Origin of the sequence: Staphylococcus sp. FSL W8-0056 (assembly GCF_037963075.1) — a bacterium.
Classification (GTDB): domain Bacteria; phylum Bacillota; class Bacilli; order Staphylococcales; family Staphylococcaceae; genus Staphylococcus; species Staphylococcus aureus.
Genome location: NZ_CP150142.1, coordinates 982,290 through 999,309 on the forward strand (window position 1 = coordinate 982,290; position 17,020 = coordinate 999,309).

A 17,020-nucleotide genomic window follows, 5' to 3' on the forward strand; every position below is an offset into this window, starting at 1 on the left:
TATAGAGGAGGCTATATATTTGAGTAGACAATCTCAACCAAATATACATATCAAAGTTTCACCAACAACTAAATTTAAAACAACTACTATAGTTTTTAAATTTATGGCACCTTTAGAATATGACACAATTACAGCTAGATCATTATTAAGCAAATTATTAGTTCGAGCAACTAAGAAATGGCCAACCGATAAGTCGTTTAATAATCACTTAGCCGATTTATATGGTGCGTATGTGAATAGTACAATTTCAAAATTCAAAGATCAGCATGTCATTACATTTTCATTAGAAATTGTTAATGAACGTTATTTAAGAAACGGTGAATCATTATTTAATCAAGGATTAGATTTATTACAAGAAATCATTTGGAATCCATTAATTGAAAATAAAGCATTCAATGATAATTTTGTTAACCAAGAGAAAACATTATTAGCCAAAAAAATAGAAGCAATGGTAGATAATAAAGCACAATATTCGTTTTTAAAATTACTCGACCATATGTTTGAAAATGAAGCATATAAATACTTATCTACAGGACAACTAGAACAAATCCCACATATTACTGCTGAAACACTATATCATACATATCAATCAATGATTAATAATGATCAATGTTCTGTTTATGTTGTCGGCAATGTAGAACCTGAAAGTGTTGAGAAACAAATACGTGAAAAATTTGCACTTAAACCATTCGATAAACATCAATTCCAACATTCTACTCATCATTTACACGATGAAGAAGTTGATTATATTGTTGAATATGATGACGTGGATCAAGCTAAATTAAATATGGGATACCGTTTTCCAACACAATATGGACAAAGTGGATATGCTGCGTTTGTTGTATTTAACATGATGTTTGGAGGAGATCCTTCATCTGTTTTATTTAATGAAGTGCGAGAAAAGCAAAGTTTAGCGTACTCTATACATTCACAAATTGATGGCAAAAATGGCTATTTATTTGTTTTGAGTGGGGTTTCAAGTGATAAGTACGAAACTGCAAAAGACACTATTATAAGTGAATTTGAAAAAATAAAAGCAGGAGATTTCACTGAAGAAAAATTAGAGTTAGCTAAAAAAGTAATCATTTCTCATCGATATGAATCTGAAGATCGTCCGAAAAGTATTATAGAGATTATGCATAACCAAATATTATTAGAGCAACCACAAAGCAAAGAAACATTTATAAATGATATACAGAAGGTAAGTCGCGAAGATATTGTTTCTGTTGCTGAAAAAGCATTTTTAGATACAATCTATGTGTTGACAAAAGGAGGGGATAAATAATGAAAGAGCGTTATTATGAATTAATAGACGAAAGAGTATTCGAACAAGAATTAGAAAATGGTTTACGATTATTTATTATCCCCAAACCAGGTTTTCAAAAGACATTTGTCACTTACACTACACAATTTGGTTCATTAGATAATCAATTCAAACCCCTTGGACAAGACCAATTTGTTACTGTACCTGATGGAGTTGCTCACTTTTTAGAACATAAATTATTTGAAAAAGAAGAAGAAGACTTATTTACTGCGTTTGCTGAAGATAATGCACAAGCAAATGCGTTTACAAGCTTTGATCGTACAAGCTACTTGTTCAGTGCAACTGATAATATTGAAAACAACATTAAACGTTTACTTACAATGGTTGAAACGCCTTATTTTACAAAAGAAACTGTTGATAAAGAAAAAGGTATTATTGCAGAAGAAATAAAAATGTATCAAGAACAACCTGGATATAAATTAATGTTTAATACATTGCGTGCAATGTATCAACGACATCCAATACGTGTTGATATTGCCGGTAGTGTAGAAAGTATATACGATATTACAAAAGATGATTTGTATCTATGTTATGAAACGTTTTATCATCCATCAAATATGGTTTTATTTGTTGTTGGTGATGTGAATCCAGAAGAAATATGTCGAATAGTAAAACAACACGAGGATGCTCGTAATAAAGTTAACCAACCCAAAATCGAACGAGGACTTGTTGATGAACCGGAGGATGTTAAAGAAGCATTTGTTACTGAATCTATGAAAATTCAATCACCAAGACTAATGCTTGGTTTTAAAAATAAACCATTACAAGAAGCGCCTCAAAAATATGTACAACGTGATTTAGAAATGTCATTATTCTTTGAGTTAATTTTTGGGGAAGAAACAGATTTTTATCAGAATTTATTAAACGAAGGACTTATCGATGATACATTTGGTTATCAATTTGTACTAGAGCCGACGTATAGTTTTTCAATCGTGACAAGCGCTACTGAAGAACCAGATAAATTAAAAAAATTATTATTAGATGAGTTGCGTGATAAAAAAGGCAATTTCCAAGATGCAGAAGCATTTGAACTTTTGAAAAAGCAATTTATAGGTGAATTCATATCAAGTTTAAACTCACCTGAATATATTGCTAATCAATATACTAAATTGTATTTTGAAGGTGTTAGCGTGTTTGACATGTTAGACATTGTTGAAAATATCACGTTAGATAGTATTAACGAAACGTCATCGTTATATTTAAATTTAGATCAGCAAGTCGATAGTCGTTTGGAGATTAAAAAGTAATGAAAGCATTAGTATTAGGTGGTTCTGGTTCAATTGGTTCTGAGATAGTCAAACAATTATTAACTGATGGATTTGAAGTTTATGTGCAATATTATCGTACTGATATAAATGAATTAACTAGCAAATTTAATGATGATAAAGTTCGTTTTATACAAGCGGATTTATCTCAAACAATTGATATTGACAAAACATTTGGTGACATTAAATCATTAGACTGTTTAATATATGCAAGTGGTCAGTCTTTATATGGTGTTTTACAAGATATGAAAGACCATGATATTGATGCATGTTATCAGTTAAATGTCTTGCAATTAATTCGATTATGTAGATATTTCGTTGATGTTTTACGTCAAAGTGCCAATGGAAGAATTATTGTAATTTCATCAATTTGGGGTGAGACAGGAGCTAGTATGGAAACTATTTATTCGGCGATGAAAAGTGCACAATTAGGTTTCGTTAAGGCGCTTAGTCAAGAGCTTGCACTAACATCAGTGACAGTAAATGCTATCGCACCTGGATTTGTAGCCGGTAATATGGCAAGTGAGTGGCAAGAAGATGAACTTCAAGCAATGATAACTGAATTACCACAACAGCGATTGGTTTTACCGAGTGAGGTTGCTCATACATGCGCCTATTTATATCACTCAAATGCTAGAAGCGTTACTGGAACTATACAGAAAGTTAATGGTGCTTGGTATATTTAAAATATAGAACTATTTTTATGAGCAAATGTTTTTATGATTGATGTTATAATATGAATATTACAATGAATCATAATTTGTTAATTAAACAAGGGGTGAGGTTCACCATGACAGTTGCAGAGAAAAAAGAATGGTACCTAGAATACGAAATTGAAATTAATAGACCGGGTCTTTTAGGTGATGTATCTAGTTTATTAGGTATGTTAGGTATAAGTATTGTTACAATTAATGGTGTTGATCAAGGTAAACGAGGCCTTTTAATTAAAACAGACAATCTTGAAAAAGTTGAACGTTTTGAGCAAATAGCTCGTGGTATAAATGAAATTGAAATAACAAAGCTTAAAAAACCAGAATTAAGAGACCGTCTTGCAGTTAGACATGGTAGATATATTGAGCAAGATGCAAAAGATAAGAAAACCTTTCGATTTGAGCGTGAAGATTTAGGCTTGTTAGTAGACTTTTTAGCTGAATTGTTCAAAGAAGAAGGTCATAAGTTGATTGGCATTAGAGGTATGCCACGGGTTGGTAAAACTGAATCAATTGTTGCGGGAAGTGTTTGTGCACATAAGAGATGGTTATTTATTAGTTCTACTTTAATAAAACAAACTGTACGTAGCTCTCTAATTAAAGGGGAATATGATGCCAATCATGTATACATTATTGATGGTGCAGTTACTGCCAGAGAATCTAATCCAAAACATCAAGAGCTTGTTAACGAAGTTATGACGTTACCATCAATCAAAGTCGTTGAACATCCAGATTTATTTGTTGAAACAAGTACTTGTACAATGGAAGATTTTGACTATATTATCGAATTGAGAGAAAATGAAAATCAAGAAATACATTACGAAGAAATGAAGAAACAGACAGTCCAAAGTAAGAATAATTTAGATTTTGGAGATCCGTTTGGTGGTGGTTTTGGTTTCTTCGAGTAAGTGTAAGGAGGCTATGAATTGAAAACGGTCGGTGAAGCGCTAAAAGGTAGACGTGAAAGGTTAGGAATGACTTTAACAGAATTAGAGCAACGTACTGGAATTAAACGTGAAATGCTAGTGCATATTGAAAATAATGAATTCGATCAACTACCGAATAAAAATTACAGCGAAGGATTTATTAGAAAATATGCAAGCGTAGTAAATATTGAACCTAACCAATTAATTCAAGCTCATCAAGATGAAATTCCATCGAACCAAGCCGAATGGGACGAAGTAATTACAGTTTTCAATAATAATAAAGACTTAGATTATAAGAGTAAATCAAAAGAGCCAATACAATTATTAGTAATCATGGGTATTACAGTTTTAATAACTTTATTGTTATGGATCATGTTAGTTTTAATATTTTAACAGAAATAAATTAGTGAGAAATGAGGATGTATAATGAATATTCCGAACCAGATTACGGTTTTTAGAGTAGTGTTAATACCAGTTTTTATATTGTTTGCGTTAGTTGATTTTGGATTTGGCAATGTGTCATTTCTAGGAGGATATGAAATAAGAATTGAGTTATTAATCAGTGGTTTTATTTTTATATTGGCTTCCCTTAGCGATTTTGTTGATGGTTATTTAGCTAGAAAATGGAATTTAGTTACAAATATGGGGAAATTTTTGGATCCATTAGCGGATAAATTATTAGTTGCAAGTGCTTTAATTGTACTTGTGCAACTAGGACTAACAAATTCTGTAGTAGCAATCATTATTATTGCCAGAGAATTTGCCGTAACTGGTTTACGTTTACTACAAATTGAACAAGGATTTGTAAGTGCAGCTGGTCAATTAGGTAAAATTAAAACAGCAGTTACTATGGTAGCAATTACTTGGTTGTTATTAGGTGATCCATTGGCAACATTGATTGGTTTGTCATTAGGACAAATTTTATTATACATTGGCGTTATTTTTACTATCTTATCTGGTATTGAATACTTTTATAAAGGTAGAGATGTTTTTAAACAAAAATAAATATTTGTTTATACTAGATTTCATTTTCATATGGAATCTAGTTTTTTTAATCCCAATTTTAGAAATTAGCCACGCAATTGTTTATAATGATATATTGTAAAACAATATTTGTTCATTTTTTAGGCAAATGTGTTGTAGCATCTGATACATTGAATCTAAAATTGATGTGAATTTTTAAATGGAATACATGAAAAAAGAATTAAACGATACAAGGGGGATATAAATGTCAATTGCCATTATTGCTGTAGGCTCAGAACTATTGCTAGGTCAAATCGCTAATACCAACGGACAATTTCTATCTAAAGTATTTAATGAAATTGGACAAAATGTATTAGAACATAAAGTTATTGGAGATAATAAAAAACGTTTAGAATCAAGTGTACGTCATGCGTTAGAAAAATATGATACTGTTATTTTAACAGGTGGCTTAGGTCCTACGAAAGATGACTTAACGAAGCATACAGTGGCCCAGATTGTTGGTAAAGATTTAGTTATTGATGAGCCTTCTTTAAAATATATTGAAAGCTATTTTGAGGAACAAGGACAAGAAATGACACCTAATAATAAACAACAGGCTTTAGTAATTGAAGGTTCAACTGTATTAGCAAATCATCATGGCATGGCTCCAGGAATGATGGTGAATTTTGAAAACAAACAAATTATTTTATTACCAGGTCCACCGAAAGAAATGCAACCAATGGTGAAAAATGAATTGTTGTCACATTTTATAAACCATAATCGAATTATACATTCTGAACTATTAAGATTTGCGGGAATAGGTGAATCTAAAGTAGAAACAATATTAATAGATCTTATCGATAAACAGACTAATCCTACGATTGCGCCTTTGGCGGGAAGTCATGAAGTATATATTAGATTGACTGCAAATGCCGACTCAAAAGAACAAGCACAATCATTGATTCAACCTGTTAAACAAGAAATTCTTGATCGTATTGGAGAATATTATTATGGTTCAGATGACACATTAATTGAGCAAGCTGTAATAAAGAAAATTCATGAACCTTTTGTAATATATGATGGTATTACTAATGGTGCTTTATATCATCGATTGAAAGAAGTGGATTTAAACGATGTTCTAAAGGGTATGATTAATCACAATGAAAACTTTGTTGATATTAATAAACCTATTGAGCAGCAATTAAAAGATGCAGTGCAATTTGTTAATAAATTGTTTAATGTGTCATCAGCAATTATTCTATTAGAGTATGATGGTGTAGTCCATATAGGCTATGATAATAACTTTGAATTTAAAACTGAGCAATTTAAAATGTCTAAATCTAGAAATTTATTAAAGAACAGAAGTCAAAATTATGTGCTCATAAGATTATTAAATTGGCTTAGAACAACAAATTAATTGTATTATCGATAAAAATATAAGCACGTTTGTTCGTTTTTGCGTTTTGATTTCAAGATTTTATACGAACAAATATTCGCAAAACACTTGTATTTTATTTTGAATCCTTGTATAGTATTGATAAGATAATTAAAAGATAGCAATTTCAATTAGGAGGTCTCGCTTTGGATAACGATCGTCAAAAAGCTTTAGATACAGTAATTAAAAATATGGAGAAATCTTTCGGTAAAGGTGCCGTAATGAAGTTGGGTGACAATATAGGTCGCCGAGTTTCAACTACATCAACTGGTTCAGTTACATTAGATAATGCGCTAGGTGTAGGTGGCTATCCTAAAGGACGAATTATTGAAATTTATGGTCCTGAAAGTTCTGGTAAGACAACAGTAGCGCTTCACGCTATTGCTGAAGTACAAAGTAATGGCGGGGTGGCAGCATTTATCGATGCTGAACATGCTTTAGATCCAGAATATGCTCAAGCATTAGGCGTAGATATCGATAATTTATATTTATCGCAACCGGATCATGGTGAACAAGGTCTTGAAATCGCCGAAGCATTTGTTAGAAGTGGTGCAGTTGATATTGTAGTTGTAGACTCAGTTGCTGCTTTAACACCTAAAGCTGAAATTGAAGGAGAAATGGGAGACACTCACGTTGGTTTACAAGCTCGTTTAATGTCACAAGCGTTACGTAAACTTTCAGGTGCTATTTCTAAATCAAATACAACTGCTATTTTCATCAACCAAATTCGTGAAAAAGTTGGTGTTATGTTCGGTAATCCAGAGACTACACCAGGTGGACGTGCATTAAAATTCTATAGTTCAGTAAGACTAGAAGTACGTCGTGCAGAACAGCTTAAACAAGGACAAGAAATTGTAGGTAATAGAACTAAAATTAAAGTCGTTAAAAATAAAGTGGCACCACCATTTAGAGTAGCTGAAGTTGATATTATGTATGGACAAGGTATTTCTAAAGAGGGTGAACTTATTGATTTAGGTGTTGAAAACGACATCGTTGATAAATCAGGAGCATGGTATTCTTACAATGGCGAACGAATGGGTCAAGGTAAGGAAAATGTTAAAATGTACTTGAAAGAAAATCCACAAATTAAAGAAGAAATTGATCGTAAATTGAGAGAAAAATTAGGTATATCTGATGGTGATGTTGAAGAAACAGAAGATGCACCAAAGTCATTATTTGACGAAGAATAGTACACAAATTTATATCTATAGTTAAACTTAGCAAATATCCTTATAGGATTGATTGAAAGTGATATTCATCTCATAAAGCTAGAATAATATCTAACTTTATGGGATACACTACAAATCGAGACTATAAGGTTTTTTATTTTATTTATTATTACATTATCAATAGTTTTATAATCGAGCTTCAAAACTTTAGAAAATAGTAGAAATAGCATTCAATATAGTGCAAAAGTGCAAATTGATAACTTGACACTTATCTCCTATAAACCGTACAATTAATTTGTATGATTTATATATAATTTCATAAAGTCATATTGAATTTCATATAAAGAGCAAACCCTAGAAAAGGAGGTGTTTGTGTGAATTTATTAAGCCTCCTACTCATTTTGCTGGGGATCATTCTAGGAGTTGTTGGAGGGTATGTTGTTGCCCGAAATTTGTTGCTTCAAAAGCAATCACAAGCTAGACAAACTGCCGAAGATATTGTAAATCAAGCACATAAAGAAGCTGACAATATCAAAAAAGAGAAATTACTTGAGGCAAAAGAAGAAAACCAAATCCTAAGAGAACAAACTGAAGCAGAACTACGAGAAAGACGTAGCGAACTTCAAAGACAAGAAACCCGACTTCTTCAAAAAGAAGAAAACTTAGAGCGCAAATCTGATCTATTAGATAAAAAAGATGAGATTTTAGAGCAAAAAGAATCAAAAATTGAAGAAAAACAACAACAAGTAGATGCAAAAGAGAGTAGTGTTCAAACGTTAATAATGAAGCATGAACAAGAATTAGAACGCATCTCCGGTCTCACTCAAGAAGAAGCTATTAATGAGCAACTTCAAAGAGTAGAGGAAGAACTGTCACAAGATATTGCAGTACTTGTTAAAGAAAAAGAAAAAGAAGCTAAAGAAAAAGTTGATAAAACAGCAAAAGAATTATTAGCTACAGCAGTACAAAGATTAGCAGCAGATCACACAAGTGAATCAACGGTATCAGTAGTTAACTTACCTAATGATGAGATGAAAGGTCGAATCATTGGACGAGAAGGACGAAACATCCGCACACTTGAAACTTTAACTGGCATTGATTTAATTATTGATGACACACCAGAAGCGGTTATATTATCTGGTTTTGATCCAATAAGAAGAGAAATTGCTAGAACAGCACTTGTTAACTTAGTATCTGATGGACGTATTCATCCAGGTAGAATTGAAGATATGGTCGAAAAAGCTAGAAAAGAAGTAGACGATATTATTAGAGAAGCAGGTGAACAAGCTACATTTGAAGTGAACGCACATAATATGCATCCTGACTTAGTAAAAATTGTAGGGCGTTTAAACTATCGTACGAGTTACGGTCAAAATGTACTTAAACATTCAATTGAAGTTGCGCATCTTGCTAGTATGTTAGCTGCTGAGCTAGGCGAAGATGAGACATTAGCGAAACGAGCTGGACTTTTACATGATGTTGGTAAAGCAATTGATCATGAAGTAGAAGGTAGTCATGTTGAAATCGGTGTAGAATTAGCGAAAAAATATGGTGAAAATGAAACAGTTATTAATGCAATCCATTCTCACCATGGTGATGTTGAACCTACATCTATTATATCTATCCTTGTTGCTGCTGCAGATGCATTGTCTGCGGCTCGTCCAGGTGCAAGAAAAGAAACATTAGAGAATTATATTCGTCGATTAGAACGTTTAGAAACGTTATCAGAAAGTTATGATGGTGTAGAAAAAGCATTTGCGATTCAGGCAGGTAGAGAAATCCGAGTGATTGTATCTCCTGAAGAAATTGATGATTTAAAATCTTATCGATTGGCTAGAGATATTAAAAATCAGATTGAAGATGAATTACAATATCCTGGTCATATCAAGGTGACAGTTGTTCGAGAGACTAGAGCAGTAGAATATGCGAAATAATTTTTGTCTCCCTCACAAATTAGTGAGGGAGCTTTTTTAAGTTGTAGTCTCAATCTAATTAGACAGCACTTTATCGGTAATAACTATAGTAAACAGTGGTTATTTGAAAGTAAGACGGACCTTATATTAAATAAGAAGTTATTGCTTTTAATAAAAATGTTTTAGGCTTAGTATTTACTATATTTATATTATGTAAACCTATAAAGATGAGTGCTTTTCTAACCAATAAAAAAGAAGAGAAGATGTAACACATCTTCTCTTCTGCAATATTAATTAGGATTTATTTCTAAGTTGAGTTATTTTAATTGTAAATCTGTTTTCTTTAATTCTTTTATAACTTCTGCAGTATCATAACAATTTGTTGCAATTGTTGAATATCTCTCTGCTAAACGATATGCATTAATGTAAAGCTTTAAACTTTCTTTAGCTATATCCTCTGCATCTTCGAATTTTGATGGGTTAGACATAACCACTAATTCTGCAAATTTTTCTGGATCAATATTAATAGACATGTATTTATTTACAACTCCTATTTATTTTGATGTCTTAATACTAACATATTGAAGTTTTCAGACAAAGTAATGTCTCTCTATAATTGAAGAAAAATAATTCAAAGAATTTAATATTTACTTTAAATATTAGAACGTATGAATTAAACTAGTATTTATGAGAGGATGAACAAAACATGAGAATAATGTTTATAGGGGATATCGTAGGTAAAATTGGACGAGACGCAATTGAAACGTACATACCTCAACTGAAGCAAAAGTATAAACCAACAGTTACAATTGTAAATGCTGAAAATGCAGCACATGGTAAAGGTTTGACTGAAAAAATATATAAACAATTACTAAGAAATGGTGTAGATTTCATGACTATGGGTAATCACACATATGGTCAACGTGAAATTTATGATTTTATAGATGAAGCAAAACGACTAGTAAGACCAGCGAATTTTCCGGATGAAGCGCCGGGAATTGGTATGAGATTTATACAAATTAATGATATTAAACTTGCAGTTATTAATCTGCAAGGAAGAGCGTTTATGCCAGATATTGATGATCCTTTTAAAAAGGCAGATCAATTAGTCAAGGAAGCACAAGAACAAACTCCGTTTATATTTGTTGATTTTCATGCAGAAACAACTTCTGAAAAGTATGCAATGGGATGGCATTTAGATGGTAGAGCTAGCGCTGTTGTTGGAACGCATACACACATTCAAACAGCAGATGAACGTATTTTACCAAAGGGGACAGGGTATATAACGGATGTTGGTATGACAGGTTTTTATGACGGCATTTTAGGAATAAATAAAACAGAGGTAATTGAGCGTTTTATCACTAGTTTGCCACAAAGACATGTTGTTCCAAATGAAGGTAGAAGTGTATTATCTGGTGTTGTTATTGATTTAGACAAAGAAGGTAAAACAAAGCACATCGAACGTATATTGATAAATGATGACCATCCATTTTCAACATTTTAAAATTACGTAAGTAAACATTCGAATTGGACCCTATCGTCCATTAGTATGAATTTAATATAGTACCACTGTTTACATAGTAAATCGGTGGTTCTTTTTGTTATCATTTAATATGAAATATATCCATAGGAGGCATATAACTATGAAACCACAATTATCGTGGAAAGTTGGCGGTCAACAAGGCGAAGGTATTGAATCAACTGGGGAAATCTTCGCTACGGCTATGAATAGAAAAGGATATTATTTATATGGATATAGACATTTTTCAAGTCGTATCAAAGGTGGACATACGAATAATAAAATTAGAGTTTCTACGACGCCTGTTCATGCAATTAGTGATGATTTAGATATTTTGATTGCATTTGACCAAGAAACAATTGATGTTAACCATCATGAAATGAGAGAAGACAGTATTATTTTAGCTGATGCCAAGGCTAAACCTGTGAAACCAGAAGGATGTCATGCACAGCTTATTGAATTACCTTTTACAGCAACCGCTAAAGAATTAGGTACAGCATTAATGAAAAACATGGTTGCAATAGGTGCTACTAGCGCATTGATGAATTTGAATACAAATACATTTGAAGAACTTATTACTAATATGTTTTCTAAAAAAGGTGACAAGGTAGTTGAAGTCAATATCCAAGCATTAAACGAAGGTTATCAATTAATGCAATCCCGCTTACCTGAAATCGACGGGGACTTTGAATTAGAGTCAACAGATGCACTACCACATCTATATATGATTGGTAACGATGCCATTGGATTAGGTGCAATTGCTGCAGGTTCACAATTTATGGCGGCATATCCTATTACACCTGCGTCTGAAGTTATGGAATATATGATTGCCAATATATCTAAAGTAAACGGAGCGGTTATTCAAACAGAAGATGAAATTGCTGCTGTAACTATGGCTATTGGTGCAAATTATGGTGGAGTCAGAGCGTTTACGGCTAGTGCTGGTCCAGGTTTATCTTTAATGATGGAAGCAATTGGATTATCTGGTATGACTGAAACGCCATTAGTCATTATTAATACTCAACGAGGTGGACCTTCTACTGGATTACCTACGAAACAAGAACAGTCAGATTTAATGCAAATGATTTATGGTACACATGGTGATATTCCAAAAATAGTTGTAGCACCAACTGATGCAGAAGATGCATTTTATTTAACTATGGAAGCCTTTAATTTAGCAGAACAATATCAATGCCCTGTTATAGTTTTAAGTGATTTGCAATTATCTTTAGGTAAACAAACTGTTGAAAAATTAGATTATAATCGCATTGAAATTAAACGTGGTGAAATCATTCAATCTGATATTGAACGTGAAGAAGATGATAAAGGTTATTTCAAGCGTTATGCGTTAACATCCAATGGTGTTTCTCCTAGACCTATCCCCGGTGTTAAAGGAGGTATTCATCATATAACTGGTGTGGAACACAATGAAGAAGGTAAACCTAGTGAATCTGCGTCAAATAGACAACAACAAATGGAAAAACGAATGCGTAAAATTGAGCAGTTACTAATTGAATCGCCAGTAGAAGCTAACTTACAACATGAGGATGCAGATATTCTTTATATCGGTTTTATTTCTACAAAAGGTGCAATTCAAGAAGGTAGTAACCGTTTGAATCAACAAGGCATAAAAGTTAACACTATACAAATTAGACAATTGCATCCATTCCCAACAAGCGTTATTCAAGATGCAGTTAATAAAGCGAAGAAAGTCGTTGTAGTGGAGCACAATTATCAAGGACAATTGGCTAGTATTATAAAAATGAATGTCAATATTCATGATAAGATTGAAAATTATACAAAGTATGATGGGACACCTTTCCTACCACATGAAATCGAAGAAAAAGGCAAAATAATTGCTACTGAAATAAAGGAGATGGTATAGATGGCGACATTTAAAGATTTTAGAAATAATGTTAAGCCTAACTGGTGCCCCGGATGTGGCGATTTCTCAGTACAAGCTGCAATTCAAAAAGCAGCCGCAAATATAGGGTTAGAACCTGAAGAAGTAGCTATCATCACCGGTATAGGATGTTCTGGCCGTCTTTCAGGATATATTAATTCTTATGGCGTTCATTCTATTCACGGACGTGCATTACCTTTAGCTCAAGGTGTAAAAATGGCGAATAAAGATTTAACTGTTATTGCATCGGGAGGAGATGGTGATGGTTATGCTATAGGTATGGGGCATACAATCCATGCTTTAAGAAGAAATATGAACATGACGTATATAGTCATGGATAATCAAATTTATGGTTTGACAAAGGGACAAACATCGCCGTCATCAGCAGTAGGATTTGTTACTAAAACAACGCCAAAAGGTAATATAGAAAAAAATGTTGCGCCTTTAGAATTAGCATTATCATCTGGTGCCACATTTGTAGCCCAAGGTTTTTCAAGCGATATTAAAGGATTAACAAAACTAATTGAAGATGCAATTAATCATGATGGATTTTCATTCGTTAATGTCTTTTCACCATGTGTGACTTATAATAAAATTAACACATACGATTGGTTTAAAGAACATTTAACAAGTGTTGATGACATTGAAAATTATGATTCTACAGATAAACAATTAGCGACTAAAACTGTTATTGAACATGAATCTTTAGTAACTGGTATTGTTTATCAAGATAAAGAAACACCATCATATGAATCTCAAATTAAAGAGTTAGATGATACACCACTTGCTAAAAGAGATATCAAAATTACTGAAGACACCTTCAATGCATTAACTGAACAATTTATTTAATAATTAAAACTGAGTCGTATAAATGTATTTATAACAGATCCATTTATGCTACTCAGTTTTTTACTATTACAAAAAATAAAGGAGTTTTTAAAAATGAAAGACACATTAATGAGTATACAAATAATTCCTAAAACACCAAACAATGACAATGTTATACCTTACGTAGACGAGGCGATTAAAATAATTGACGAATCTGGTTTGCATTTTAGAGTAGGTCCGTTAGAAACGACAGTACAAGGAAATATGAATGAATGTTTAATTTTAATACAATCATTAAATGAACGAATGGTGGAACTTGAATGTCCAAGTATTATTAGCCAAGTTAAGTTTTATCATGTGCCAGATGGCATCACTATTGAAACTTTAACTGAAAAATATGATGAATAACATTAAAAGTGAAGTAAACTGGATTTGAATTGGCTTGTTAGAGATGACGTATAACTTTAACTGTTTTTGCACTTTATAGTTAAATTTAATATAATTATTAAATGATACGGGCAAATAGAAAGGATTTTGTAAAGTGAACGAAGAACAAAGAAAAGCAAGTTCTGTAGATGTTTTAGCTGAGAGAGATAAGAAAGCAGAAAAAGATTATAGTAAATATTTTGAACATGTTTATCAGCCGCCTAATTTAAAAGAAGCGAAAAAAAGAGGTAAACAAGAAGTTCGTTATAATAGAGATTTCCAAATTGATGAAAAATATCGCGGTATGGGGAACGAGCGTACATTTTTAATTAAAACATATGGATGTCAAATGAATGCACATGACACTGAGGTCATTGCTGGTATACTTGAAGCATTAGGCTATCAAGCAACGACTGATATTAACACTGCAGATGTTATTTTAATTAATACATGTGCGATTAGAGAAAATGCCGAGAACAAAGTGTTTAGTGAAATAGGTAATTTGAAGCATTTGAAAAAAGAACGACCTGATATTTTAATCGGTGTTTGTGGTTGTATGTCACAAGAAGAGTCAGTAGTGAATAAAATTTTAAAATCGTATCAAAATGTAGATATGATATTTGGTACACATAATATTCATCATTTACCAGAAATTTTAGAAGAAGCATACTTATCTAAAGCAATGGTTGTTGAAGTATGGTCTAAAGAAGGAGACGTTATTGAAAATCTTCCAAAAGTCCGTGAAGGCAACATTAAAGCATGGGTCAATATTATGTATGGTTGTGATAAGTTTTGTACATATTGTATTGTTCCATTTACAAGAGGTAAAGAACGAAGCCGTAGACCTGAAGACATTATAGATGAAGTACGTGAACTTGCTCGTGAAGGTTACAAAGAAATAACGCTTTTAGGTCAAAATGTAAATTCTTATGGTAAAGATTTACAGGATATAGAATATGACTTAGGAGATCTTTTACAAGCAATTTCTAAAATAGCGATTCCAAGAGTTCGTTTCACAACAAGTCATCCTTGGGACTTTACAGATCACATGATTGATGTTATTTCAGAGGGTGGTAATATCGTTCCTCATATCCACTTGCCAGTTCAATCTGGAAATAATGCAGTATTAAAAATAATGGGTAGAAAATATACACGAGAAAGTTATTTGGATTTAGTAAAACGAATCAAAGATAGAATTCCTAATGTAGCATTAACTACAGATATTATTGTAGGGTATCCAAATGAATCAGAGGAACAATTTGAAGAAACTTTAACTCTGTATGATGAAGTTGGTTTTGAACATGCATATACGTACTTGTATTCACAACGTGATGGTACGCCTGCTGCTAAAATGAAAGATAATGTACCTTTAAATGTCAAAAAGGAACGATTGCAACGTTTGAATAAAAAAGTTGGTCATTATTCACAAATAGCTATGAGTAAGTACGAAGGACAAACTGTAACAGTACTTTGTGAAGGTAGTAGTAAAAAAGATGATCAGGTTCTTGCTGGCTACACTGATAAAAATAAGCTAGTTAATTTCAAAGCACCTAAAGAAATGATTGGTAAACTAGTGGAAGTACGAATATATGAAGCTAAACAGTATTCATTAAATGGCAGTTTTGTAAAGGAAGTAGAGCCGGAAATGGTGATTCAATAAATGTATAATAAAGATGACGTGTTGAAACAAGCGGATAATATTGCAAATAAAATTAAAAATTTGGATACTATCAAAACATATCAACAAATTGAAGCACAGATTCATCAGAACCAAACGATAAAGACTAAAATGGATATGTTAAAAAAGCATCAAAAACAAGCAGTAAACTTTCAAAATTACGGGAAACAAAATGCGCTAGAACAGTCGGAACATACCATTCAAAGTATAGAAGCAGAAATAAATACATTGCCCATAGTTGAACAGTTTCAAACTTCACAATATGAAGCGAATCAATTATTGAAAATGTTTGTATCAACAATGGAAACACGTTTAAATGACCATAATAAAGCCAAGCATAGTGATTAATTACAAACAAAAAGGAGAACAATCATATGAAATCAAGAAAACTGGCTATAACTGCACTTTTAATTGCAATAAATGTTGTATTAAGCAGTATTATCATCATTCCTCTAGGACCAGTTAAGGCAGCACCAGTACAGCATTTTGTAAATGTATTAAGTGCGGTCATAGTAGGTCCTTGGTATGGATTAGCTCAAGCGCTTATATCATCAATTTTAAGAGTTCTTTTTGGTACTGGTACAGCTTTTGCATTTCCAGGTAGTATGATTGGAGTTTTATTGGCTAGTATGTTTTACATATATCGTAAACATATATTCATGGCCGCGGTCGGTGAAGTACTTGGAACTGGTGTCATCGGAAGTTTAATTTGTATACCATTAGCATATTTCCTTGGGCTTCAAGACTTCTTCATTAAACCGCTAATGATTACGTTCATAGTCTCAAGTGCTATCGGATCTATTATAAGTTATTTCTTATTAATTACTCTAAAAAAACGTGGTATTCTTCAAAGGTTTATAAAATAATTTTATGATATATGATTTCAAACAGAGTCATTGTTCATTTTAATATTGAACGCCCTTACTTAATTAAATGTCTTGAATGTTAGAATTTTAATTTA

General features: G+C 32.2%; 17 protein-coding genes. 16 read left to right on the plus strand and 1 reads right to left on the minus strand.

The features are described 5' to 3' along the window. The first annotated feature begins 19 nt into the window (after positions 1 to 19). The 9 genes from NSS86_RS04995 to rny all read left to right on the plus strand — a co-directional run bounded on the left by NSS86_RS04995 (position 20) and on the right by rny (position 9,726). A complete protein-coding gene (locus NSS86_RS04995) occupies positions 20 to 1,285 on the plus strand; it encodes a pitrilysin family protein (RefSeq protein WP_000089941.1) in 1,266 nt (421 codons plus the stop codon). Beyond that, positions 1,285 to 2,571 carry a pitrilysin family protein gene (locus tag NSS86_RS05000; protein WP_000664775.1) on the plus strand — a complete coding sequence of 429 codons (1,287 nt, stop codon included), beginning with the start codon at positions 1,285 to 1,287 and terminating at the stop codon, positions 2,569 to 2,571. Before NSS86_RS04995 ends, NSS86_RS05000 begins: the two co-directional genes overlap by 1 nt. Then, a complete protein-coding gene (locus NSS86_RS05005) occupies positions 2,571 to 3,275 on the plus strand; it encodes an SDR family NAD(P)-dependent oxidoreductase (RefSeq protein ID WP_000646228.1) in 705 nt (234 codons plus the stop codon). The genes NSS86_RS05000 and NSS86_RS05005 overlap by 1 nt, the downstream gene beginning before the upstream one ends. Before the next feature lie 104 nt (positions 3,276 to 3,379). Further along, a complete protein-coding gene (locus NSS86_RS05010) occupies positions 3,380 to 4,207 on the plus strand; it encodes a YmfK family protein (RefSeq protein WP_000214890.1) in 828 nt (275 codons plus the stop codon). A gap of 18 nt (positions 4,208 to 4,225) precedes the next feature. After that, entirely contained in the window at positions 4,226 to 4,618 is a 393-nt protein-coding gene (locus NSS86_RS05015) for a RodZ family helix-turn-helix domain-containing protein (protein WP_000859443.1), read from the plus strand. Between the two features lie 33 nt (positions 4,619 to 4,651). Continuing rightward, entirely contained in the window at positions 4,652 to 5,230 is a 579-nt protein-coding gene (pgsA, locus tag NSS86_RS05020) for a CDP-diacylglycerol--glycerol-3-phosphate 3-phosphatidyltransferase (protein ID WP_001025093.1), read from the plus strand. Between the two features lie 223 nt (positions 5,231 to 5,453). Next, positions 5,454 to 6,605: a CinA family nicotinamide mononucleotide deamidase-related protein gene (locus NSS86_RS05025; protein WP_000020347.1), complete on the plus strand. Its 1,152-nt coding sequence runs from the start codon at positions 5,454 to 5,456 to the stop codon at positions 6,603 to 6,605. Positions 6,606 to 6,769: 164 nt separating this feature from the next. Continuing rightward, positions 6,770 to 7,813 (plus strand): recombinase RecA, encoded by a 1,044-nt coding sequence (gene recA / locus NSS86_RS05030; protein WP_000368166.1) that lies wholly within the window; start codon positions 6,770 to 6,772, stop codon positions 7,811 to 7,813. 353 nt (positions 7,814 to 8,166) lie between these two features. Then, on the plus strand, positions 8,167 to 9,726 hold the full coding sequence (rny, locus tag NSS86_RS05035) for a ribonuclease Y (RefSeq protein ID WP_001050913.1): 1,560 nt from the start codon (positions 8,167 to 8,169) through the stop codon (positions 9,724 to 9,726). A 296-nt stretch (positions 9,727 to 10,022) separates the two neighbouring features. On the opposite strand, the gene NSS86_RS05040 is transcribed toward rny, so the two are convergent. Then, the gene (locus NSS86_RS05040; RefSeq protein ID WP_000026308.1) at positions 10,023 to 10,238 is read right to left on the minus strand and encodes a hypothetical protein; all 216 of its coding nucleotides are present in this window, start codon (positions 10,236 to 10,238) and stop codon (positions 10,023 to 10,025) included. Positions 10,239 to 10,411: 173 nt separating this feature from the next. Here NSS86_RS05040 and NSS86_RS05045 point away from each other — a divergent pair, with 173 nt between their 5' ends. From NSS86_RS05045 to thiW, 7 genes are all read left to right on the plus strand, one after another. Beyond that, complete coding sequence (locus NSS86_RS05045; RefSeq protein ID WP_001222105.1) at positions 10,412 to 11,209, plus strand: TIGR00282 family metallophosphoesterase; 798 nt, start codon at positions 10,412 to 10,414, stop codon at positions 11,207 to 11,209. A 139-nt stretch (positions 11,210 to 11,348) separates the two neighbouring features. Further along, positions 11,349 to 13,109: a 2-oxoacid:acceptor oxidoreductase subunit alpha gene (locus NSS86_RS05050; protein ID WP_000804320.1), complete on the plus strand. Its 1,761-nt coding sequence runs from the start codon at positions 11,349 to 11,351 to the stop codon at positions 13,107 to 13,109. Then, on the plus strand, positions 13,110 to 13,976 hold the full coding sequence (locus tag NSS86_RS05055; protein WP_000190138.1) for a 2-oxoacid:ferredoxin oxidoreductase subunit beta: 867 nt from the start codon (positions 13,110 to 13,112) through the stop codon (positions 13,974 to 13,976). 93 nt (positions 13,977 to 14,069) lie between these two features. Next, positions 14,070 to 14,363, plus strand: coding sequence for an MTH1187 family thiamine-binding protein (locus NSS86_RS05060; RefSeq protein ID WP_000655666.1), 294 nt, complete (start codon positions 14,070 to 14,072; stop codon positions 14,361 to 14,363). A 133-nt stretch (positions 14,364 to 14,496) separates the two neighbouring features. Beyond that, on the plus strand, positions 14,497 to 16,041 hold the full coding sequence (gene miaB, locus NSS86_RS05065; RefSeq protein ID WP_339302352.1) for a tRNA (N6-isopentenyl adenosine(37)-C2)-methylthiotransferase MiaB: 1,545 nt from the start codon (positions 14,497 to 14,499) through the stop codon (positions 16,039 to 16,041). Next, a complete protein-coding gene (locus NSS86_RS05070) occupies positions 16,042 to 16,407 on the plus strand; it encodes a RicAFT regulatory complex protein RicA family protein (protein WP_000282386.1) in 366 nt (121 codons plus the stop codon). Between the two features lie 26 nt (positions 16,408 to 16,433). Next, complete coding sequence (gene thiW / locus NSS86_RS05075) at positions 16,434 to 16,925, plus strand: energy coupling factor transporter S component ThiW (RefSeq protein WP_000842277.1); 492 nt, start codon at positions 16,434 to 16,436, stop codon at positions 16,923 to 16,925. The last annotated feature ends 95 nt before the right edge of the window (positions 16,926 to 17,020 follow it).